General features: G+C 70.9%; 18 protein-coding genes and 1 pseudogene. 8 read left to right on the top strand and 11 right to left on the bottom strand.

Features of this window, described 5'->3' with window-relative positions:
- The first annotated feature begins 279 nt into the window (after nt 1-279).
- Both NBZ83_RS16310 and sthA read left to right on the top strand, forming a co-directional pair.
- Nucleotides 280-1,671, top strand: coding sequence for a class II fumarate hydratase (locus tag NBZ83_RS16310; RefSeq protein ID WP_261565030.1), 1,392 nt, complete (start codon nt 280-282; stop codon nt 1,669-1,671).
- Nucleotides 1,672-2,220: 549 nt separating this feature from the next.
- Nucleotides 2,221-3,630 (top strand): Si-specific NAD(P)(+) transhydrogenase, encoded by a 1,410-nt coding sequence (gene sthA / locus NBZ83_RS16305; protein WP_261565067.1) that lies wholly within the window; start codon nt 2,221-2,223, stop codon nt 3,628-3,630.
- A 157-nt stretch (nt 3,631-3,787) separates the two neighbouring features.
- Here the strand turns inward: sthA and NBZ83_RS16300 are convergent, their stop codons facing one another.
- Nucleotides 3,788-4,816 (bottom strand): serine hydrolase, encoded by a 1,029-nt coding sequence (locus NBZ83_RS16300; RefSeq protein WP_261565031.1) that lies wholly within the window; start codon nt 4,814-4,816, stop codon nt 3,788-3,790.
- A gap of 303 nt (nt 4,817-5,119) precedes the next feature.
- On the opposite strand from NBZ83_RS16300, the gene NBZ83_RS16295 reads away from it, so the two are divergent.
- Nucleotides 5,120-6,124, top strand: coding sequence for a PfkB family carbohydrate kinase (locus tag NBZ83_RS16295; protein ID WP_261565032.1), 1,005 nt, complete (start codon nt 5,120-5,122; stop codon nt 6,122-6,124).
- Nucleotides 6,125-6,228: 104 nt separating this feature from the next.
- On the opposite strand, the gene NBZ83_RS16290 is transcribed toward NBZ83_RS16295, so the two are convergent.
- The 3 genes and pseudogenes from NBZ83_RS16290 to NBZ83_RS16280 all read right to left on the bottom strand — a co-directional run bounded on the left by NBZ83_RS16290 (nt 6,229) and on the right by NBZ83_RS16280 (nt 7,839).
- Nucleotides 6,229-6,921 carry a nucleoside/nucleotide kinase family protein gene (locus NBZ83_RS16290; RefSeq protein ID WP_261575321.1) on the bottom strand — a complete coding sequence of 231 codons (693 nt, stop codon included), beginning with the start codon at nt 6,919-6,921 and terminating at the stop codon, nt 6,229-6,231.
- A pseudogene (locus tag NBZ83_RS16285) lies at nt 6,885-7,178 on the bottom strand (SDR family oxidoreductase); the annotation flags it as partial. The gene NBZ83_RS16290 and the pseudogene NBZ83_RS16285, both read right to left, overlap by 37 nt.
- Nucleotides 7,179-7,233: 55 nt before the next feature.
- Nucleotides 7,234-7,839: a TetR/AcrR family transcriptional regulator gene (locus NBZ83_RS16280; RefSeq protein ID WP_261565034.1), complete on the bottom strand. Its 606-nt coding sequence runs from the start codon at nt 7,837-7,839 to the stop codon at nt 7,234-7,236.
- 616 nt (nt 7,840-8,455) lie between these two features.
- Between NBZ83_RS16280 and NBZ83_RS16275 the strand changes: the two genes are divergently transcribed.
- Nucleotides 8,456-9,295, top strand: a complete 840-nt coding sequence (locus tag NBZ83_RS16275) for an MBL fold metallo-hydrolase (RefSeq protein ID WP_261565035.1) — start codon at nt 8,456-8,458, stop codon at nt 9,293-9,295.
- A gap of 153 nt (nt 9,296-9,448) precedes the next feature.
- Here the strand turns inward: NBZ83_RS16275 and NBZ83_RS16270 are convergent, their stop codons facing one another.
- Nucleotides 9,449-10,006, bottom strand: a complete 558-nt coding sequence (locus NBZ83_RS16270; RefSeq protein ID WP_261565036.1) for an NUDIX hydrolase — start codon at nt 10,004-10,006, stop codon at nt 9,449-9,451.
- Between the two features lie 804 nt (nt 10,007-10,810).
- Between NBZ83_RS16270 and NBZ83_RS16265 the strand changes: the two genes are divergently transcribed.
- The gene (locus tag NBZ83_RS16265) at nt 10,811-11,440 is read left to right on the top strand and encodes a hypothetical protein (RefSeq protein ID WP_261565037.1); all 630 of its coding nucleotides are present in this window, start codon (nt 10,811-10,813) and stop codon (nt 11,438-11,440) included.
- A 23-nt stretch (nt 11,441-11,463) separates the two neighbouring features.
- On the opposite strand, the gene NBZ83_RS16260 is transcribed toward NBZ83_RS16265, so the two are convergent.
- The gene (locus NBZ83_RS16260) at nt 11,464-12,120 is read right to left on the bottom strand and encodes an adenylate kinase family protein (RefSeq protein ID WP_261565038.1); all 657 of its coding nucleotides are present in this window, start codon (nt 12,118-12,120) and stop codon (nt 11,464-11,466) included.
- 377 nt (nt 12,121-12,497) lie between these two features.
- Complete coding sequence (ppk2, locus tag NBZ83_RS16255) at nt 12,498-13,448, bottom strand: polyphosphate kinase 2 (RefSeq protein ID WP_261565039.1); 951 nt, start codon at nt 13,446-13,448, stop codon at nt 12,498-12,500.
- Between the two features lie 258 nt (nt 13,449-13,706).
- Here ppk2 and NBZ83_RS16250 point away from each other — a divergent pair, with 258 nt between their 5' ends.
- Nucleotides 13,707-15,206 carry a hypothetical protein gene (locus NBZ83_RS16250; RefSeq protein ID WP_261565040.1) on the top strand — a complete coding sequence of 500 codons (1,500 nt, stop codon included), beginning with the start codon at nt 13,707-13,709 and terminating at the stop codon, nt 15,204-15,206.
- A gap of 160 nt (nt 15,207-15,366) precedes the next feature.
- Here NBZ83_RS16250 and NBZ83_RS16245 read toward each other — a convergent pair whose 3' ends face one another.
- Nucleotides 15,367-16,089 (bottom strand): maleylpyruvate isomerase family mycothiol-dependent enzyme, encoded by a 723-nt coding sequence (locus NBZ83_RS16245; protein ID WP_261565041.1) that lies wholly within the window; start codon nt 16,087-16,089, stop codon nt 15,367-15,369.
- A 40-nt stretch (nt 16,090-16,129) separates the two neighbouring features.
- Nucleotides 16,130-16,699, bottom strand: coding sequence for a hypothetical protein (locus NBZ83_RS16240; protein WP_261565042.1), 570 nt, complete (start codon nt 16,697-16,699; stop codon nt 16,130-16,132).
- A 581-nt stretch (nt 16,700-17,280) separates the two neighbouring features.
- Here NBZ83_RS16240 and NBZ83_RS16235 point away from each other — a divergent pair.
- Both NBZ83_RS16235 and NBZ83_RS16230 read left to right on the top strand, forming a co-directional pair.
- Nucleotides 17,281-17,538 (top strand): hypothetical protein, encoded by a 258-nt coding sequence (locus NBZ83_RS16235; protein WP_261565043.1) that lies wholly within the window; start codon nt 17,281-17,283, stop codon nt 17,536-17,538.
- A gap of 65 nt (nt 17,539-17,603) precedes the next feature.
- Nucleotides 17,604-18,485, top strand: a complete 882-nt coding sequence (locus NBZ83_RS16230; protein WP_261565044.1) for an HAD-IIA family hydrolase — start codon at nt 17,604-17,606, stop codon at nt 18,483-18,485.
- Between the two features lie 14 nt (nt 18,486-18,499).
- Here the strand turns inward: NBZ83_RS16230 and msrA are convergent, their stop codons facing one another.
- Entirely contained in the window at nt 18,500-19,165 is a 666-nt protein-coding gene (gene msrA, locus NBZ83_RS16225) for a peptide-methionine (S)-S-oxide reductase MsrA (RefSeq protein ID WP_261565045.1), read from the bottom strand.
- 100 nt (nt 19,166-19,265) lie between these two features.
- Complete coding sequence (gene phoH2, locus NBZ83_RS33380; RefSeq protein WP_261565046.1) at nt 19,266-20,558, bottom strand: RNA 5'-3' helicase PhoH2; 1,293 nt, start codon at nt 20,556-20,558, stop codon at nt 19,266-19,268.
- Nucleotides 20,559-21,320: the final 762 nt, after the last annotated feature.

The following is a 21,320-nucleotide window of genomic DNA, read 5'->3' as shown; positions in this document are numbered from 1 at the left end:
CCCCCGACCACCACCCCCAGGGAAGATCGCCGAAGGCGATCCGACCGAGCCCCGCACGGCGCCCAGTACCAGGGGCCCCCGCAAAGCGCGAAGGCGCTTTGCGGGGAAAGGTGTGAGAGCTCCCATGGCACCGTGCGGCGCGGGCACGAGTCGCCCGACATGTCCTAGGGTCCCCCTTGGGACCGCTGTCCAGCCCCCGTCTCGCCGGGTGGTGGGCACCGGGGTGCGGTGTTGGTCAGATGCAGGTCAAAGGCGACGGAACATCGGGAGAACGGGCGCATGAGCGAGCAGGAATACCGCATCGAGCACGACAGTATGGGCGACGTCCGGGTGCCGGCATCGGCCCGTTGGCGGGCCCAGACGCAGCGGGCGGTGGAGAACTTTCCCGTCTCCGGCCAGCGGATCTCCCGCGCGCACATCCAGGCGCTTGCCCGGATCAAGGCGTCGGCGGCGACGGTCAATGCCAAGCTCGGGGTGCTGGACGCCGACATCGCCGAGGCAATCTCGGACGCGGCCGCCGAGGTCGCGCGCGGCGACTGGGACGACCAGTTCCCCCTGGACGTGTTCCAGACCGGCAGCGGCACGTCATCGAACATGAACACCAACGAGGTGCTGGCGTCGCTGGCGTCCGAGCGGCTCGGCCGGGCGGTGCACCCGAACGACCACGTCAACGCGTCACAGTCGTCGAACGACGTCTTCCCGTCGTCGATCCACGTGGCCGCGACCCAGGGGATCGTGCAGGAGCTGATCCCGGCGCTGGAGCACCTCGCCGCCTCGCTCGGTCGCAAGGAGACCGAGTTCGCGGACGTGGTGAAGTCGGGGCGGACGCACCTGATGGACGCCACGCCGGTGACGCTCGGCCAGGAGTTCGGCGGTTACGCGGCGGCGGTGCGCCTCGGCGTCGAGCGCCTGAACGCGGCCCTGCCGCGGGTCGGCGAGCTGCCGCTGGGCGGCACGGCCGTCGGCACCGGCATCAACACACCGCCTGGCTTCTCCGCCGCGGTGATCGAGGAACTGGCCGCCAGCACGGGCCTGCCGCTGACCGAGGCGCGTAACCACTTCGAGGCGCAGGCGTCGCGGGACGGCCTGGTCGAGGCGTCCGGGGTGCTGCGGGTCGTCGCCATCTCGCTCTACAAGATCGCGAATGACCTGCGCTGGGCCTCGTCCGGGCCGCGGGCCGGCCTCGGGGAGATCCACCTGCCCGACCTGCAGCCCGGCTCGTCGATCATGCCCGGCAAGGTGAACCCGGTCATCCCGGAGGCGGTCTGCCAGGTCGTCGCGCAGGTCGTCGGGAACGACGCGGCGGTCGCCTTCGGCGGCTCGGCTGGCAACTTCGAGCTCAACGTGATGCTGCCGGTGATCGCGCGCAATCTGCTGGAGTCGATCCACATCCTGTCCACGATCAGCCGGCTGCTCGCGGACCTCTGCGTCGACGGAATCATCGCCAACGTCGAGCGCTGCCGGCGTTACGCCGAGTCCTCGCCGTCCATCGTGACGCCGCTGAACAAGTACATCGGGTACGAGGAGGCGGCGAAGGTTGCGAAGCTGTCCCTCGCCGAGGAGAAGACGATCCGCGAGGTGGTGATCGAGCGCGGCTACATCGAGGCCGGCAAGCTCACCGAGGCCCAGCTCGATGCCGCCCTCGACGTGCTCTCGATGACCCATCCGTAGAACGATCCACCCGCGTCCGGATCGGCCGGCTCCGGAGGATCACTCCGGAGTCGGCGTCCGGCGCCGCTCCAGGCGGGTCACCGCTCCCAGCGCACCTCCCGACAACGGGCGGGCGTCCGTCCCGACAACGGTGACACGGCGGCGAAGCGGCGGGGGTCGTGGAAGACCCCCCAGACAGCCTCCACGACCCCCGCCTCTGGTCTAACGAGACGGCGGCCCGTTTGTTACGGGTGACGGCGACACGAATCTCGAACGGCCCAGCGAAGATCATCTGATGCCGCCGTGGGCCCACCATGCACACGGCGGGCCGGGGCGGGCACGGCCGACGGCGACGACTCGGCTCGAGAGGGCCACCCACCGCCGGCACGTCTCGGTTATTACGGACAGATAGATTCTGTTTACTCTCCGCGATATCACATGGCTGAAACCCTCAGAGGAAAGCGCGGAGAAGAAATAAACGTAACAAGCCCGTGCAACTTGCCGACCCACCCGCTCCAGCCAGATAACCTCAGCTTCACCGGGAGCCGGAAAGAATGCGGGGAGGTGACGGTGTTCGACTATGACGTCCTCGTCATCGGGTCCGGACCCGGCGGGCAGAAGGCTGCGATCGCGGCAGCCAAGCTCGGCCGGCGGGTCGCGATCGTGGACAAGCGGGAGATGATCGGCGGTGTCAGCATCAACACTGGCACGATCCCGTCCAAGACGCTTCGGGAGGCCGTTCTCTATCTGACCGGCATGTCGCAGCGCGAGCTGTACGGGTCGAGCTACCGGGTCAAGGACGACATCACCGTGGGTGATCTGTCCGCCCGGACCAGGCACGTGATCAGTCGAGAGATCGACGTCATCCGCAACCAGCTCAGCCGCAACCACGTCACGCTGCTGACAGGGCTGGCGAGCTTCATCGACCCGCACACGGTCAGCGTGCGGGCGGCCGGGGACATCGAGGATCGGCGGGTCCAGGCCGAACGAATCATCATCGCCACCGGCACCCGGCCCGCGCGGCCGGACACGGTCGACTTCGACGGCCGGACGGTGGTCGACAGCGACCAGATCCTGGCCCTGGAACGGCTGCCGCGGTCGATGGTCGTCGTCGGCGCCGGGGTGATCGGCATCGAGTACGCGTCGATGTTCGCCGCGCTCGGCACCAAGGTGACGGTCGTCGAGCGGCGGGACCGCATGCTGGACTTCTGCGACGTCGAGATCGTCGAAGCCCTGAAGTACCAGCTTCGGGACCTGGCGGTGACGTTCCGTTTCCGCGAGTCGGTGGTGTCGGTCGAGCGGCACAACGGCGGGACGCTCACCCTGCTGGAGAGCGGCAAGAAGCTGCCCGCTGACACGGTGATGTACTCGGCGGGACGGCAGGGGCTCACCGACATCCTCAACCTGCCGGCGGCGGGCCTGTCCGCGGACAACCGCGGTCGGATCAAGGTCGGCTCCGATTTCCGCACCGAGGCCGAGCACATCTACGCCGTCGGCGACGTCATCGGTTTCCCGGCGCTCGCCGCGACCTCGATGGAGCAGGGCCGGTTGGCGGCCTACGCGGCCTGCGGTGAGAACGTGAACGCGATGCGGGCGGAGCTCATGCCGATCGGGATCTACACGATCCCGGAGATCTCCTACGTCGGACGGACCGAGGACGAGCTCACCGAGCTCGCGATCCCGTTCGAGGTGGGCATCGCCCGGTATCGGGAACTGGCCCGCGGCGCGATCCTGGGCGACTCGTACGGGATGCTGAAGCTGCTGGTCAGCCCCGAGGACCGAAGCCTGCTCGGGGTGCACGTCTTCGGCACCGGCGCCACCGAACTGATCCACATCGGGCAGACGGTGATGGGTTGCAACGGCACCATCGACTACCTGGTCGACAGCGTGTTCAACTACCCGACGCTGGCCGAGTCCTACAAGGTCGCGGCGCTCGACGCGATGAACAAGATGCGAGCCGTCGCCCGCTTCAGCGGCTGATCCCGGCCGCCGCGGCAACCCCGCATTCGCAGTACGCACGCACCCCCGTCGCGGGCCGAGGTACAGCTCCCGGTCCGGAGCACGCGACGGGGGGACGACGGCCGGCCGGTCAGGCCCGCCGCCGCCGCGCGCCGGCCTGCCGGTACGCCGGTCGTCGCTACCCGGCAGCCGCCGAGCTCCTCGCCGCCTTCCAGGCCAGCGCGGACAGCCCCTGCACGGTGGTGATGCCCGACTGCATGCTCGGCCCGTTCTTCGTGTAAACGGCCATGACGTAGTCGCGGCCGGCGCCGTGGACGTGCGCCAGACTGGTGATCACCCAGCCGCTGGTGCGGGGCAGCCAGCCGTTCTTCAGCTCCACCGTGACCCCCGCCGGCACACCGCCGGTCAGGCCCCACCGCTGCGCCGGGATCACGGTCTTGAGCAGGCCGCTCACCGTGGCCCGCCCGGCGGCCGACAGGGTGCCCGGGTAGGAGATCGCCCGCAGCACCGCGAGCTGGTCGGCCCCGGTGGTCCGGGTCAACCCCCACTTGCCGCCCGGTCCCGCCGTCGTCGCGTGCATGCCGAGACGGGCGAAGAAGGCGTTCATCGCAGGTGCGCCGCCGACGTCGGCCCACAGGGCGCTCGCCGCCGCGTTGTCGCTGACCGAGATCATCCGTCGGGCCAACGCCTGCTCGCGGGCCGTGAGCCGCCCCGACGCGCCCGCCCGCCGCACGAGCGCCGTGAGGATGTCGAGCTTGACCGAACTCGCCGTCTCGTAGCCGGCGACGGCCGGATCGGTGTAGACGGCCGTGGTGCCGGCGACCGCGTCGTACATCGCGACGCTGACGTGACCCGGTCGGCTCGCCAGGTAGCTGCGCAACCGCGCCGCCAGTCCGGTCGGGGCGACACCGCGCGCCGCCGCGATCGACTCGACCGTGGCGAGACGGCCGACCTGCCCCGTCGCGACCGCGTCGCCCGTCACGGGCGTGTTCGAAGCGGGCGTGTTCGAGGTGGGCCTGTTCGAGGTGGGGTGCGCGGGTCTGGCCACGCCGTCGGCGATCACGTACGACGGGGTGCGCGGCGCGGCCGACACCGTGACGGGCGCGCCGGCGGCCATCCGACCGCCGAGCACCGCCGACCCAGGCGCCTCGCCGGCCGGCCAGTACATCACGCCGCCAGCCATGCCGGTGACGGTCAGCAACACCACACTAGCGCCCCATCGGCGCACCATTCGCTCATGCACGCCGCCTGTCTAACCAAGACGGACGAATATAAGAAGAGTACGGAAGAAAACGACATCAATCTTTTACCGCCAGGACAAGTGGGGCCCACAGGAAAACAATGATGTTTCCTTGTCGATGAACAGTAAACCGTTATAACGCGATATTAGCCCCGACTCGGCAGGGTGACATCTTTGCGCCGAAACGCAGTAACCCGAATACTCGGACAGAGGTACTGATTCCTGCCCGGCGCAGACCAGACCGGTTCCGGGCTGATAACAGGAGGACGCGTGGCGAAGCAGGCCGACGGGGCAAGGGCACGGCCGGTCGGGGCGGTGGCCGGACAGTCGGCAGGGCTGTTCGTCGGCCTCACGACCCTCGACACGATCTACCTGGTCCGACACCCGCCCGGACCCGACGAGAAGATCGTCGCCGACGATCTGGTGGTCGCCGCGGGCGGCCCGGCGACGGGCGCGGCCGTGGCCTTCGCCCACCTCGGGGGGCGGGCCACGCTCGTCAGCGCGGTCGGCTCCGGGCCGCTGGCCGCCGCGGCGCGGGCGGATCTCGTCACGCTCGGAATCCGGCATCACGACCTGCGACCAGGAGTACCGGCCCTGCCGGTTTCGGCGATCATGGTCAACCTCGCGGGCGGAGAGCGGGCGGTGGTGTCGGCGCACGGCGCGCTGCCGGCCGCCGCGCCACCCGCCGCGGACGCCGCGCGGGCCCTGCTCGCCGGGGCGGACGTCGTCCTCGTCGACGGCCATCAGCTCGACGTCGCCGTCAACATCCTGGGAGCTCGCCGATCCCGGCCCACGGGGGCAGACGGGGCGGCAACCTCGGCCGGGCGGCCGCCCGTGGTGTTCGACGGCGGTTCCTGGAAGCCGGGGACCGAGCGGCTGCTCCCCCACGTCGACGTGGCGTTGTGCGGGTCCGCCTTCCGGCCGCCGGGAGTCGGCGTCGACCCGGACGAGGTGCTGCGTTACCTGCTGGCGCACGGGCCCTCGTTCGCCGCGGTGACCCACGGCCCCGGCCCGGTCCGGTGGGCGACCGCCCGCGCCGACGGGGAGGTCCGACCCCCGGCCGTCCGCGCGGTGGACACGCTCGGCGCCGGCGACGTGTTCCACGGGGCGTTCGCCTGGTCGATCGCGGCCCTGCCCCGGCTCACCACCGCCGGCCTGGTGGACGCGCTCGCCGCAGCGTCGCGGGTCGCGGCCCGGTCGGTGACGAGCTTCGGCACGCGCTCATGGCTGACCGCCCAGGACGAGGCGCCCGCGCCCGAGACGAGGGAGTCCTGAGCGGCCAGCGGCCAGCGGCCAGCGGATCTGATCAGATGACGGGGGATCGTCTCGGGGTTCGGTGCACCCACCCGCCGCCTCCTGCGGCTCGGTGGGGCTGCGGCTCAGGGGGCGGACGGCAGCACCGGAGGCAGCCGGAGCAGGTAATCGGCGCGCCGCGCCGTCGCATCCACCAGACGCAGATTATTGAGATCATTCTCTTCGACCCATGTGCGGGCGGCCGCTCCGGAGCGGCCGCCGGTTGTCTGCCGGGCGATCAGACGAGTCCGGGCGATCTTCTCCTCGACCCGGAGGAACCACGTCTCATCGCAGCATGCGCGCACCTGGGCCCATGCCGCGTCGTCCAGCAACAGATAGTTGCCCTCGCAGATCACCAGCCGCACGGAGGCCGGAATCCGGTGTGCTCCCGGGACCGCGGCATCGTGGACACGACTGAACGACGGCGCGGCTACCTCCTCGGGTCCGCCGGCACGCAGCCGGGTCAGCAGGGCCGCGTAGCCGGCGACGTCGAACGTCTCGGGGGCGCCCTTGCGGTCGGCGAGGCCGAGCCGGGCGAGCGTGGCGTTCGGCAGGTGGAAGCCGTCCATCGGCGCCTGAGCGACGAGCCTCGGGTCCGTGCCGTGGCGGGCGGCGAGCTGCGCGGCAAGCCAGTCGGCGAGAGTGCTCTTCCCCGCGCCCGGCGGCCCGGCGATCCCGAGCAGGACGCGCCCGCCCGTGGCCAGGAGCGTCTGCGCCCGCGCCAGCGCAGCCGCCCGGCCGATCAGGTTGGCGGGTCGGGCCGACGGACGAGGGTCCATGCGAATGATGGTTTCACGGTCACCGGCGCCCGGTGGGTCAGTAAGGACAGGCCACCGGTGGCGGCGATGGTCTGGCCGGCGACCCGGCGGGCGGCGTCGCCGGCCAGGAACGCGACCACATCGGCGATGTCGTCGGGCCGGCCGTTGCGGCCCGCGGGGGTCATCGCGACCACCTGATCGAAACGTTGCCGGTCGTAGGTGGTGACGCCGTCAGCCTCGACCAGGCCGGGCAGCACGGCGTTCACCGTGATGCCGCGGTGGCCGAGACGGCTGGGCCGAGACGGCTGGGCCGAGACGGCTGGGCCGAGACGGTCAGGTAGGGCGCAGCAGTCGGCGCAGCAGCTCGTCGACGGCGGCGCGGGCGTGGCGGATGGCGACGCGCTGGTTGTCGGCCCGGGCCACGAGCAGAGCGATCTCGTTCATCGAGGCGAGCAGCACGTGCGCGAACAGGTCGACCATCGCGGCGTCGAACACGCCGTCGCGGGCGAGTTCCGCGACCGTCTGCTTGATCTTGCCGAAGGCGTGCCGCTCGTCGAGCTCCCGCCAGCGCGCCCAGCCGAGGACCCCCGGCGCGTCGATGAGCAGGATGCGTCGCACGACGGGGTCGCCCACGATGCCGATCCAGGCCAGGCAGCCCAGACGCAGCGCGGTGGCGGGGTCGCCCCCGCCGTCGGCGCCAACCGCGGCCACCAGCCGGCGGCCCACGTCCAGCTCGACCGCTTCCAGCACCGCGTCGAACAGCGCGTCCTTGCCCTTGAAGTGGTGGTAAAGCGAACCGCGGCTGACCCCGGTCGCGGTGAGGACGGCGTCGATCGAGGTGCCCTCGTAACCCCGCTCGGCGAACAGCCGGGTGGCGACGCCGAGCAGGTGTTCCCGGGTCGCGGCCCCCCGTTCGACGTTCCTGCTGGATGGGTTCATGGGTACCTCTTGACTCGGAGCCGACACTCCATTGTCAGCGTAGGGTCACGTCACCAACCACCACAAAGCGCCACTAAAGCGACTTACCGGGTAAAGATGTAGGGAAGGCGAAAGAATCCAGCCGGGGCCGGGCCTCCCCCGCACCGGCTGGCCAGGCTCCGTGGCAGGGCCGCGAGCAGCTCGCCGGGCCTGCGCGCATCGATCGGCCGCGGCGCCGCCCGCATATTGCCGCGACGGCGTAACCGGAAGTTTCGCCCTTACGCCGCAGCATCTTTCCCGTCACGATCATCGGCGCAATGCGCGGGTTACCGGTCTCGCGACGGCGAGAAACACGCAGCCGCGACTGTTGTTCGCACGGTGCCCGGTGGCACGAACCCGCCGGACGCACGGACAACCGGGAACGGTGGGCATTGCGGACTCGGCGGCAGCGCTGGAGCGCGCACTCGTCCGGGAGGTGGTCGCTGGCGACCACCTCATCGCGCTGCTGCGCGTACACGGCTCAGCTCGGACACGAGCGTGACACCGTTGGGTATCCACCACAGCCGGTTCCGCCGGCTCGTGGCCCACTGACCAGCACCACCGAACCCCAGCCGCCGACCCGCCTCCGGGGGTGCCCGTGCCGTTCCGCCTTCCCGACCTCGATCTCGACCTGCCAATCTGCCTGACCTGCGGGGTGCAGTACGCCGCTGCGCGGGTCGACTGCCCGGTCTGCGAGGACGAGCGGCAGTTCGTCGGTTGGGAGGGGCAGCAGTGGACGTCGCTGGCCCGACTGCGCGCCGACGGCTACCACGGCGTGCTCCGTCCGGAGGGCCAGCGGGTGACCGGCGTCGGCGCCGAGCCGAAGATCTCCATCGGGCAGCGGGCGCTGCTCGTCCAGACCGACGCGGGCAACATCCTGTGGGACTGCGTGCCCTTCCTCGACGACGACCTCGCCGGCCGGGTCGCCGAGCTCGGCGGCGTCACCGCCATCGCGATCAGTCACCCGCACTTCTACGGAGCAATGATCGACTGGAGCCGGGCGTTCGGCGGGGCCCCGATCTACATCCACGCCGCGGACGCCGACTGGCTCGGCCGGCCAGACGACGCCGTCGAGCTGTGGTCCGGCGACGCGCTGACGATCGGCGACGGGCTGACCCTGATCAACGGCGGGGTGCACTTCGCCGGCGGCACGGTCCTGCACTGGGCCCAGGGTGAGGACGGTCGGGGGGCGCTGTTCTCCGGCGACATCCTGCAGGTCGTCCTCGACCGCCGGTGGGTGAGCTTCATGTACAGCTACCCGAACTACATCCCGGAACGGCCCAGCGTCGTCCGCCGGGCGCTGGAACTGCTCGAACCGTTCGACTTCGACGCCGTCTACGGCGCGTTCTGGCAGACCGTCGTCCGCGCCGACGGTCGGGCCGCCGTGCGCCGCTCCGCCGAGCGTTACCTCCGCTTCGTCACCGACACCCAGTGCTGACAACGTCACCGGGCCGGTCGGCGCCAGTCCGGTGACCGCGATGGCGGGCGTGCTGGCGTTCGTCCGGGCCGGCGGCTCCGCCGACCGGGCCGCCCCGGCGGACGCGGCGACCCCGCGTCCGCCGGCAGGCGCACCCGGCCCCGCCGACCGGGATCAGGGCACCAGGCGGGAGTGGCGGGACGCCTCCGTGAGCTTCACGCCGAGCTGACCGGCGACCTTTCCGGGCTCGACCCAGCGCACGCGGGTGCTGGCGGAGTCGGGCACGGCGAGGCTGCGGTCCTCGACGTGGAACAGGTAGGTCATGTCGTAGTGGACGTGTTCCGGCTCCTCTCGCGCCGGGGCGGCCTCGATGATCGATGCCTCGACATCGAAGGGGATGACCGCACCGGGGATGACCATGTTCGTGTCCACTCCGGCGTGGCGGGCGGCGAGCCCGAGCGCCGCGCCGAGCAGAGACGAGGCGCCCGCGTCCACGTGGCCGCCCGGCAGATGCCAGGTGGAGGTGGAGGAGTCCATGATCTCGAGAACACGCCAGTCGGGGGAGACGATCGCGGCGCGGCAGGTGACGTGAGCCGGAGTCGTGCTACGAGCTGTGATGGCAGGCCCGTGCAGGGCAAGCACAACCAAGGACCGCATGAGGTCCATCTCGTCCGGGTTCGCCTCGATGTAGCCAAGGGCCACACCGATCACCGCGTTGTTGGTGACCGCCACGCTCAGAGAACGTACAGGTGTCGGGTGTTCAACACGGAACACCGGGGCGGGACACTCCGAAGTTCGTACTGCACACATACCCTCACTTACGGTGTCGGCAAACCTGGCTGTATAGGAAGAAATCGGAATGCCAGTTCGGCATAGTCCTGGACTTCCTCGTCCAGGCGCGCTGGCCCGCGGGGCAGGGCGCGCGCCGCTCGGCCACGCTCGGCACGACACACCCCCTCCCGCCGGCAACTCGCCAGACCGTCACGCAGGTGCGACGGAAAGCGACAGCTGGTCGAGCTGCGCGGCACGCCCGCCGAACCCCCTACGGCATCCCGCACGTCGATCCATCCTTCCCGAGATCGGGTGAAGCGGACAAACAGGGCAAGTACCCGCCTGCCGGGTACCCCGCCACTACCATCGCGAAACCTCCTTCGTGCCGCAAATACGAAATTTTGCTCGGTCTTCAGTCGAGGGTCGGGTTCGCCCCCAGGTCAGCGGGACACTGACGGCCCGCGGCGGCGGGACGCGCGGGCGCCGAACGCACGGTCAATCGGCACCTGTAGGCAGCACGTTCGGGTGGACCTGCACCGATCTCGGTACCCCCGACAGCGGCACTCCTGACGGCCAGCCGACACCTCGGGCGGGCGGCACCCGACCGCGACTAGGGTCGGCGTGGATGCGTCGGCACAATGCCGACACCGGGCCGCCGTCCGTCATCGCTGCGGCACGTCGCCATCGCGTCCGCCCTCACCGGGCACCTGGAGCGATGCGGCAGGTGGACCCGGCAACCGCGGGATCGAGCGGGAGGACCCCACCGTGCCCGACAGTCAGGCTCTCGACGCGACGCCTCTCGACGCGACGCCTCTCGACGCGGTGCCTCTCGACGCGACGCGCCCGGGGAACCGCCGGGTCCGCCGGGCCACGGTGCTCGTGGCGGGGCTCGCCCTGACCGGATTCGTCGGTCTGACGGCGGGTTGCGGCTCGGACGGCGGCGACGTGCCGGACCCGAGCGCCAGCGCGAGCCTGCCGACAACCCTCCCGACGGCTCTACCGACGGCGCTGCCGAGCGGCCTGCCGACGGCCCTGCCAAGTTCGCTGTCGACGTCCATCCCCGGGGTCGGGAAGGTCGACACGGTGACCGGCCCGGCGGCGCTGCGCGGTACCAACGTCCCCGCGGACTTCCCCGTACCGCCCGGGGCGGCCGTGAAGGTCGGCACGACCACCGGGAAGAGCTCGACGGTGACGCTGTCGGGGGTGTCCAGCGACCGGGTGGCGGCCTTCTACCGCACCGCGCTGCCGCGGTCCGGCTATCGGATCACCTCGGACGTCGGCATCCCCGGCGTCGCCCGCGCGCTGGCCTTCGACGGGCACAGTGTCACCGGGAGCATCGGCGCCGCGGGCCTCGGCCAGTCCAACGCGATCGCCATCGTGTTCACGAAGCACTAGCCAGCCGGGCGTCGGCGGCGGGATCACACCGCCGCGGGGGCCAGGTCCGGCAGGTTGAAATACCCGCGGATCTCCGTCTGGACGGCCCGTGGCACGCGGCGGGCGTCAACGACGGCCACGAACTCCTTGCGCTGAAAGATCTCCATCACCGGCTGAGTCTTCTCGTGGTAGTCACGCAGCCGCACGGCCAGCGCCTGGGGATTGTCGTCGGCGCGTTTCTGCAGCGGTGCTCCGCAGACGTCGCAGGTGTCCGGCATGAGCGGCCGGCTCGCTATCAGGTTGTAGTCCAGGCCGCAGCGGGAGCACAGCCGGCGGGCCAACACCCGCCGGTAGACCTCGTCGTCCGGGAGATCCAGGTAGATGACCCCGTCGATGTCGTAGCTCTCCAGAAAGAACTCCGCCTGCCGCGCATTTCGGGGGAATCCGTCGATGATGAACCCGTAGTTCCAGTCGTGCTCGGCCAGCCGGGTGCGCACCACTGATTCGACGAGATCGTCTCCGACCAGATGGCCGGCGGCGACCGTCCGCTTCACCTGAGCGCCCAGCTTCGTGTGGTTCTGCACGTTCCAGCGGAAGACATCACCCACGCTTATGTGGACGAGGTCGAAATCCCGCGCCAGCATCGTCGCCTGGGTTCCCTTGCCACTGCCCTGTACTCCCATGATGACGAACTTGCGCACGAAATCCTCTCCCGCTCGAATCGCAGGTTCCACAGGTGGCCGGCCGCGGACCGTCGTCCGTTCATTCCCTGCCGGGTACCGTATCCGCCCAACGATTGGGCCGACCGGGAACTCACCCGCAGGAATGCGGCGTGGGCAACGCCACATACCAGGTCAACGGCGTGCCGGCCGGCGGGTGGACACCGGAGAACCACGGGCAGCGGGAGGTTACGGCCACCGTCGGCACGGCCCGTCGGCGCGGCGGCACTGCCAGGCCGACGACCGCCACCGGCACGGAAAGGGCAGCCGCGCGAGAGCAGCCTCACCCGCATCGGGTGGCACCGAGGCGCCAGCGGCCACCGCGGCCCGAACGGACCCGGACAGCGGACCGGTCCCGCTCAACCCCGCAGGTAGCGGCGCGGCACCCAGGCCTGGCTGTCGATCGGGGGCCGCTTGTAGGCCTTCTCCTGCCGCGGAGGCAGCACCACGCGCTCATGCGGCACATCGCCGTACGGGACGACCGACAGCAGGTGGCTGATCAGGTTGAGCCGGGCCGTGCGCTTGTCGTCGGCGTCCACCACGTGCCAGGGCGCCTCGCGAATGTCGGTGTAGGCGAACATCTCGTCCTTGGCCGCCGCGAAATCCACCCATCGGGCCCGTGCCTGCAGGTCCATCGCCGACAGCTTCCACCGCTTTCCGGGATTGTCGATCCGTTCCTGGAAGCGACGTTCCTGCTCCTCGTCGCTGAGCGAAAGCCAGTATTTCACCAGGACAATCCCGGAGCGGACCAGCGCCCGCTCGATCTGCGGGCAGGTGCGCAGGAACTCGTCGTACTCGTCGTCCGTGCAGAAGCCCATCACTCGCTCGACCCCCGCCCGGTTGTACCAGCTACGGTCGAGCAGCACGATTTCACCGGCGGCGGGCAGATGCACCAGGTAGCGCTGAAAGTACCACTGAGTGCGTTCCCGCTCGGTCGGCGTGCCCAGTGCGACGACCCGGCACTGGCGGGCGTTGAGCCGTTCGAGGATGCGTTTGATGGTGCCGCCCTTCCCCGCGGTGTCCCGCCCCTCGAACACCACCACCAGCCGGAATCCGGTATACCGGATCCATTCCTGCATCCGGACCAGCTCAGTCTGCAGACGGTCGAGTTCCTTCTCATACTCCTTTCGGGAGACCCGGCACGGGGTGATCCCCGCCGCCAGGGCCGCGGCGGTCGAGGGATCGACCGCTCCCGTGCCGGCGGTGCCCGCGGCGTCCGCGGCGTCCCGCGGCCCGGCGCCGCCTGCCGTCACCCCGCCGCCGTCGTCGGCCCTGTCACCCGCCGGCCCGCCGTGCTGCCCCTGCGCCATGTCCCCGCCCTCCCTGCCACCGGCCAGATCTCCCCGACGCCGACAACTCTTCCCGGTACCAGGCTCGCACCGCCGTGGCAGGTCCGGGGCCGCCATCGGCCCGCCGCCGCCGTGACCAGGTGCGGGGGCGCCCAATCCCACGCCGGCCCTACCGGTGCGGGATGACAAATCACTACAGAGCAGGATGTGTACGTGAATCGGGGACGTGGGGAACGGCCGCGCGGGTGGCGACCTTCCAGATTCCGGGGAGGAACGCGGGTGTCGAGGGGACTGCGGCGGGCGATCGGTGCGGGTCTGGCCGCGGCCGCACTGACGGTCGGGCTCGGGGCGTGCGACTCCGGCGACAAGGCGCAGGCAGCACCAGCCGAGGTCGTGCTGAACCGGGGGCAGGAGTCCTCGATGCCGTTCCGGACCGAGGCCGAGGGCGAGGTCCTGCTCGACCTCACCACCGCCGCGCCGGGCGTGTCGTGGGGTTCGCCGGGCAGCGAATCCGCCGTGGTGTCCCTGTTCGTCGACAACACCTATGCCACCGACGTCGTCATCCCCGCCTCGTTCCCCATCAAGCGGAGCCTCGCGCTGGGCCATCTCGCCGCGGGCGGTCACACCCTGCGAGCGCAGTTCGCCGCCGACCGCTCCCCCCAGGCGGCGGCCTCGGCCCGCCTGACCGGCATCGCCTTTCGGACAGTGACGCCGCAGGACAACGGCTACCAGGCGCTGGCGCATGCCCCGGTCCTGTACGGCCGGACGACGCCGCCTGCCGCCACCGGAGCTGGCGGCACGGGGGCGGGATCAGCCTCGTCGACGGTGACCGCCGCGGACCCGCTGGCCGGCGGGCCGTTCCAGAACTCGATCACGGACACTCCGCTGCTGGCCTTCCACTCCGAGGCGCCCACCGCGATCTCCGGGCACCGGCTGCTCACCTACTCGACGGTGTGGAGCAACGAGGACGGCGGCACCTCCACCCCGGCGCTGATGGCGCAGTGGGGCCGGACCACCGACATCGAGTGGACCTACCAGGTGGAGATCGACGCCGCGGGCAACGCGATTCCCGGCAGCGCGGTGATCCAGGGCCCGGACCACGCGGCGCAGTCCTTCTCCGGCCGCTACGAGGGCGGCCACCCGGTGCTCGGAACCTGCACGCTGAACAACAACATGTGCCAGAACCCCGATGGCCCGATGCGGTTCGCCCTGTCCGCCGCCGACATCCTCGACCCGAACGCGGACGCCCGCGAGCGGGAGATGGACCGCAACCCGTGGACCTACTGGGTGATGTCGCAGGAGCTCGCGCGCGAGGGCAAGATCGACGAGAACAAGGCGCCGAACTCCATCACGAAGATCAGCGACCCGCGCAACTACCTCTACCTCATCATCCGTAAGAGCACGGTGGGTTCGCCGAACACCGAGAACAGCTGGGTCGGCCTGTCGGTCGGCGTGCGGCTGTCCGGCAACGGCGAGACCTACCGGTCGAACAAGATCTACCCACTCTGGGCGATTGAACGGGACACCCCCGCCGCGACCGCCGTCGAGCTCCCACCCGGCACGGTCGCCGAGGACATCTCGACGATCGAGGCCACCCGGGTCGTCGGGGCGGGCGTCGACCGCGGCGCCCGCATCAAGGTTGACTCGATCGAGCGGGCGTTCCTGCTCGGACCGGGCGGCCAGCCGCAACAGTCGTTCCTGTTCACCCCGACGAAGGCGACCCTGAGCCAGGCCGCGCCGACCGCGACCCTGTTCCGCCGCCCACAGGGCGGTTCCTGACAGCCGAGCACGGCGGTTCCTGACGGCCGAGCACGGCGGGTGGCGGCACGTGAGGGCCGGCACCACGGTGCCCCGTCCCACCGGACGCCTCGCCACCCGGCGGTACACCCAGGGGTAGCACCACTCTGGTGCTGCCCCGCCCGCTCGGGCACCCGTCGGGTCAGACGCCCGGATTCAGCGCCGCAAGCAGGGCCTCGTCGCCGAACGCGGCGAGATCGGGATGCTCGAACGGCAGGCGCCCCCACAGGGCGAGCAGCACGGTGGCGGCGGGGCCACGCAGGGCGGCGTCTCCCTTGGCATGCTCCCGGGTCACGGTGACGTCATTGCCGGCCAGCGTGACCAGCCACTCCCCCTCGACATCGGTGAGATGGACGTGGACACCGCCGTCGGCCAGTCCGGTGGTCGCGTGGGCGCGGCTACCGGGCAGCAGGACGGTCAGCAGCTCGTCCACACCGTCCGCGGCCACTTCCGCCGCAGGCGGGTGAGCGGCGCCGATGGCGTTGTCGGCGTCCCAGCGGTGCACGGTGAGCTCCTGGGCGAGGCGGCGGTGCCAGAACCCGGCGACGGGCGGCGCGACCCCGGTGTGGTTCCAGGCCGCCGCGGCGGGATCTGTCTGACGCAGCGCGCGCAGCAGGTCGTCGAGGGCGCGCCGGTAGTAGGCGATCAGCCCCTCGTCGTCGGTGGGCGCGGGCGGGTTCGGCGGCGGCAGGTCGGTGGTGCCCCGCGGCACGACGACACTGACGCTGTGCAGCAGGCGTCCGACGTGCCGCAGCAGGCGGCGCGAGCTCCAACCCGGGCAGGTCGGCACGGGACTGTCGAGATGCGCGCTGGTCGTCGCCAGCAGCGCGAGGCCCTCGGCCTCGATGACCGCGAGATGGTCCACCTGCCCAAGTCTGGCAGGTCAGGCGTCCTGCGGCGCCGTGTTACCCAGCCGCATCGACGATCTGTGCCGGCGCGCCGATCTGGGCGGCCAGCCTCGTCCAGTGGCCGTCGGCCGTGTTGAGGGCGTCGGTCATGCGCTGGAGCAGGACCGGTGGAGGCTGGGCGGTGCCGTCGAAGAGGTTCCCGCAGGCGGTGACCGCCTGCGCGTAGGCGGCGGCGCCGTCGGTCCAGGTCCGGCCGGCGGCGGCGGCGGCGGGCGGTACGCCGAGCCCGGCGATCCGGTCCACGGCCTGACCGAGCTGGACGCACGCCGGCTTCAGCGCCGTGCCGTCGGAGGCCTGGATGTCCGTGCGCACCGCGCTGACGGACGTCGTGATCTCGTCGCGGATCCCGGCGGTGCCGCCGTACCAGGTGGCGAGCTGGGAGTTCACGTCGATCGTCGGCGGGACCGCCGCGCCGGCCTCGGCCTGCGTGCCGCCGCCGCCGCCGACGACCAGGTACACCGCCACCACCGCACCGGCACCGGCCACACCCAGAATCGCCAGGCCGCGGCGACGCTCCTGGCCGGACAGTTCTTCCCAGCTGCGGTAGTCATTACGGCGCCGGCCCACGGATCCCCCACATCGCGAGAAGTAACCGACAGAACAGACGCTCGAATCAACCCGGACGTTGCGCCGGATCGCCGCCGGCCCGGCCCGGGCCTCCCAGACCCACCCCGCGCACTCCCCGACCAGGGACCCGAGCCCTCGCCGGACCCGTGGCGCGCCCCACTGAGACCGCACCTGGATGCCACCACCGAGCCACCCCGCAATGGACCACCGGAGCACCCGACGGCTTATGTCACATTTTTGATTTCGCCGTGCCCGGCGCGCCGCGAACGTATGCCAGGTGAGAACGGCCCTGCACCAGCCAATGCAAACGCGCGTTCCCTCGCCGCAGGCCGGACGACGACGCCGAGCAAATTCGGCCGTTTCGGTGGACTAGGCGACGGGAAAGCGCACGATATCGGAGGGGGCCATCCACGCCGTCGGTGTGCATCGTGGTGCATCGCCGCCTGGTCGGAAGGGCCCGGCGGCGATCATTTCGGCGGCGACATCCGGCAGCGCGAACTTCCGCGCCCGACGCGATGCCCAGCCGAAATATGTGTCGTCGTCATGGGTGGCCGCTGAAAGACCTGCATAAGGGGGCGTGAATGGTCGAGGGTGTGCCGTGCTGGTGGGAATCCACCTCCTTGCCGGACGGGACGGCGGACGACGATGCCGCGGCCTGGGCCGTGGTCGTGCTGGGTAGCTCGGGCGGGCGGATCCGTGGGGTGGTCGGCCCGTTCCGGTCACCGGGCTATGCGCACAAGTACGCCCACGACGAGGGATTGCGCGAATGGCTCGTCGTTCCCGCCCTGTGCCTGACGATGCCGGCCGGGCAGCAGGCCGCCGGGGTCGCGGTGCTGTGAGACGCCGCTCCCAGTGACCGCCCCGGCCCGCCGGCGGGCCGGGGCGGCGGGCAGAATCAGTGGTCATGTCGGAACGGATCATCGAGAACTATCTCATCGACATGGACGGTGTTCTCGTCCATGAGGAGCACCCGATTGCCGGAGCGGACGCGTTTATCGCCGGCATCACCGCCGCCGGGCTCGGCTTTCTGGTGCTGACGAACAACTCGATCTACACGGCCCGCGATCTGTCCGCACGCCTGTCCCGCTCGGGCCTGGAGATCCCGCCCGAGCGAATATGGACCTCGGCGCTCGCGACCGCGCTGTTCCTGCACACACAGCGCCCGGGCGGCTCGGCATATGTCGTCGGCGAGGCAGGACTCACCACGGCGCTGCACGACATCGGATATGTGCTCAGCGACAGCTCGCCCGATTATGTGGTGCTCGGGGAAACTCGGACCTACAGCTTCGAGGCGATCACCCGGGCGGTCCGACTGGTGCGCGGCGGCGCCCGCTTCATCGCGACGAACCCCGACCCGACCGGGCCATCGGTCGAGGGCCTCCTCCCGGCGACCGGCGCCGTCGCCGCCATGATCACCAAGGCGACCGGGGTCACCCCCTACTTCGTCGGCAAGCCGAACCCGCTGATGATGCGCAGTGCCCTGAACACCCTGTCCGCGCACAGCGAGACGACGGTGGTGATCGGCGACCGGATGGACACCGACGTGGTCGCCGGCCTGGAGGCCGGCATGGACACCGTGCTCGTGCTCTCCGGCATCACGACCCACGCCGACGTCGAACGCTTCCCCTACCGGCCTACCGCGGTCGTCGACAGCATCGCCCGGGTCCCCGTCGGCCGCGACGTCCGCACCATCGACGGCGCACTCACCCCGTTGGCCGCGACGCCCCGCCGTGCGACGCCGGCCGCCGCCCCCGACGACGCGGCGCCGCCATCACCGACGCGGTGACGTCCTTCCGGCCGTCAGCCGCCCGCGGAGGCGACACCGACCGGGCAGGACACGCCCGTGCCACCGAGGCCGCAGTAGCCGTGGGGGTTCTTGGCGTCGGACAGGTACTGCTGGTGGTACTCCTCGGCGAGGTAGAACGTGCCGGCCGGGGCGATCTCGGTGGTGATCGGGCCGAAGCCCGCCCCCTGCAGCACCTTCTCGAAGCCGTCCCGGCTCGCGCCGGCCGCCGCGGCCTGCGCGTCGGACGTCGTGTAGATCGCCGAACGGTACTGGGTGCCGACGTCGTTGCCCTGGCGCATGCCCTGGGTCGGGTCGTGCCCCTCCCAGAACGCCTTCAGCAGCTCGGCGTAGGAGACCTTCGCCGGGTCGAACACGACCAGGACCGCCTCGGTGTGCCCGGTCTGGCCGGAGCACACCTCCTCGTACGTCGGGTTCGGGGTCGACCCGCCGGCGTAGCCGACCGCGGTCGTGTACACGCCGGGTATCTGCCAGAACGCGCGCTCCGCGCCCCAGAAGCAACCCAGGCCGAACACGGCGGACTCCAGCCCGCCCGGGAACGGCCCGGCGAACGAAGTGCCGAGGACGGTGTGCCGGGAGTCACCCACGAACACCGGACGGTCCCGGCCCGGGAGCGCCTCCTCGGGCGTGGGCAGCGTGGTCTTATGGCGACCGAAGAACATCTGTGCCACCTCCGATGAGTGTCTTCTCTGACAACCACCCAGAGCGGCCGGGCGTTCCCGCGGACCGGGCCACCACGCGGGCCCGGTCCGGGTGCAGCCGTCAGATGACCAGGTCCTCCAGCATCGTGGTCACGAGCGCCGCGATCGGTGAACGCTCCGAACGGGTGAGGGTGACATGCGCGAACAGCGGGTGGCCCTTGAGGGTCTCGATGACGGAGGCGACCCCGTCATGCCGACCGACCCGCAGGTTGTCGCGCTGCGCCACATCGTGGGTGAGCACCACCCGGGACCCCTGCCCCAGCCGGGACAGAACGGTGAGCAGCACCCCGCGCTCCAGCGACTGTGCCTCGTCCACGATCACGAAGGCGTCGTGCAGCGACCGCCCGCGGATGTGGGTGAGCGGGAGCACCTCCAGCATCCCCCGGTCGACGACCTCCTCGACCACCTCCTGCGAGACCAGGGCACCGAGCGTGTCGAACACGGCCTGCGCCCAGGGCGCCATCTTCTCGTTCTCGCTGCCCGGTAGGTAGCCGAGGTCCTGCCCGCCGACGGCGTAGAGCGGCCGGAAGACGACGACCCGCCGATGGGCCCGACGCTCCATCACCGCCTCCAGCCCCGCGCACAGGGCCAGCGCGGACTTGCCCGTACCGGCCCGACCGCCGAGCGAGACGATGCCGACATCCGGATCGAGCAGCAGGTCGAGCGCCACCCGCTGTTCCGCGGAACGCCCATGCAGCCCGAAGGCATCCCGGTCACCGCGCACCAGGCGGACCTGCTTGTCCGCCGTCACCCGGCCAAGCGCCGAGGCGCTGCCCCCCGCCGTGGTGAGCACCAGGCCGGTGTGGCACGGCAGGTCGGCGGCCTCCAGGATCTCCGTGTACTCGCGGGAGTACAGCCGGTCCAGGTCCTCCTGGGCGACGGTGAGCTCTGCCATGCCCGAGAAGCCGGTGTCCACCGGCGACAACGCCTGGTACTCCTCCGCCGGCAGACCCAGCACCGAGGCCTTGACCCGCAGCGGGAGGTCCTTGGTGACCAGCACGACGTCCGCGCCTTCGCTGGCGAGGTTCATCGCGACACACAGGATCCGCGAGTCGTTCGTGTCCACCCGGAACCCCGGTGGAAGCACGGCCGCATCGGTGTGATTGAGTTCCACCCGAAGCGTCCCCCCACCCGCCAGCGGGATGGGCTGGTCGAGGCGACCGTGCCGGATGCGCAGGTCGTCCAGCAGGCGCAGGGCCTCCCGGGCGAACCAGCCCAGTTCCGGATGGTTCCTCTTGCCCTCCAGCTCCCCTATGACGACGAGGGGGAGCACGACATTGTGCTCCGCGAACCGCAGCAGCGCGCCAGGATCAGAAAGCAGCACGCTTGTGTCGACGACATGCGTTCGTGGCACACGCCCACCCGCTTACTCGGAGGTAGTCCGGGACCGACCCCTCCAGGAGCCGGGCACCGGCCTCCTGGTGTAGTCGCACTTGCGGCACCGAGGGGCCTCCCGAGAGGTCCGACACTACGCCGGACCACGGCTTGAGACGCTAGGGCTCTCACGGTAGCTGCCGCCTCCCAGGATGGCGACCCACTTCGGGCAACACGTTGCGTTAAGAACGGGAAACGTTTTGCCTTCTCGGATGCCTAACGTGCCCCTATTGGTGACACTCCGACCGATCGTGACGCCCTGCATCAGCCCTCCTCCCCAGGGCGCCGGCCAGCAGGCCTCGCATCCCACCCGTCGGCCGCAGGAGCTCCTCCGCCTGCCGCACCCTCCCGGCGGGGATCAGCGCCGCCTCCGGAGGCCCGCGAGCAGCAGGTAGCAGGTAGCAGTGCCGGCACGGCCACCTCTCGAGCCCCGGCGCCCGGACCCGCCGGACGCGGCAGATGCGTCGCGCGGGGGCACTGCCGAGCCAGCTGGGCCTGACGGAGACGCGAGCGGGGCGGGTCGCTCAGGCAGGGGCGGAAAGGCACCGGGGTGGAATTCGACGGAAGGACGCTGGCCCGAGCGGGGAGAAGGCCGGCGACAGGGGCCGGCTGGCGCGCACGGGTGGCACGATCCCAAAGAGGCAAGGAAAGGTAAGGAAAACCTTAGGTCGGAGGCTGATCGGGACCTGCGGCACAAGTCCCGGTCAGCAAGCCGCGGGGTTCCGGGCTCGAGGCCGGGATC

Origin of the sequence: Frankia gtarii (assembly GCF_025403375.1) — a bacterium.
Taxonomy (GTDB): Bacteria; Actinomycetota; Actinomycetes; order Frankiales; family Frankiaceae; genus Frankia; species Frankia gtarii.
This window is presented reverse-complemented; position numbering and strand designations above follow the sequence as displayed.

Bases quoted from the DNA above. Each gene is read 5' to 3' on its own strand.
- NBZ83_RS16310 (WP_261565030.1), top strand. From the start codon at position 280: ATGAGCGAGCAGGAATACCGCATCGAGCACGACAGTATGGGCGACGTC.
- NBZ83_RS16290 (WP_261575321.1), bottom strand. From the start codon at position 6,921: ATGGACCCTCGTCCGTCGGCCCGACCCGCCAACCTGATCGGCCGGGCG.
- NBZ83_RS16280 (WP_261565034.1), bottom strand. From the start codon at position 7,839: ATGAACCCATCCAGCAGGAACGTCGAACGGGGGGCCGCGACCCGGGAA.
- ppk2 (WP_261565039.1), bottom strand. From the start codon at position 13,448: ATGGCGCAGGGGCAGCACGGCGGGCCGGCGGGTGACAGGGCCGACGAC.
- NBZ83_RS16235 (WP_261565043.1), top strand. From the start codon at position 17,281: ATGGTCGAGGGTGTGCCGTGCTGGTGGGAATCCACCTCCTTGCCGGAC.
- NBZ83_RS16230 (WP_261565044.1), top strand. From the start codon at position 17,604: ATGTCGGAACGGATCATCGAGAACTATCTCATCGACATGGACGGTGTT.
- msrA (WP_261565045.1), bottom strand. From the start codon at position 19,165: ATGTTCTTCGGTCGCCATAAGACCACGCTGCCCACGCCCGAGGAGGCG.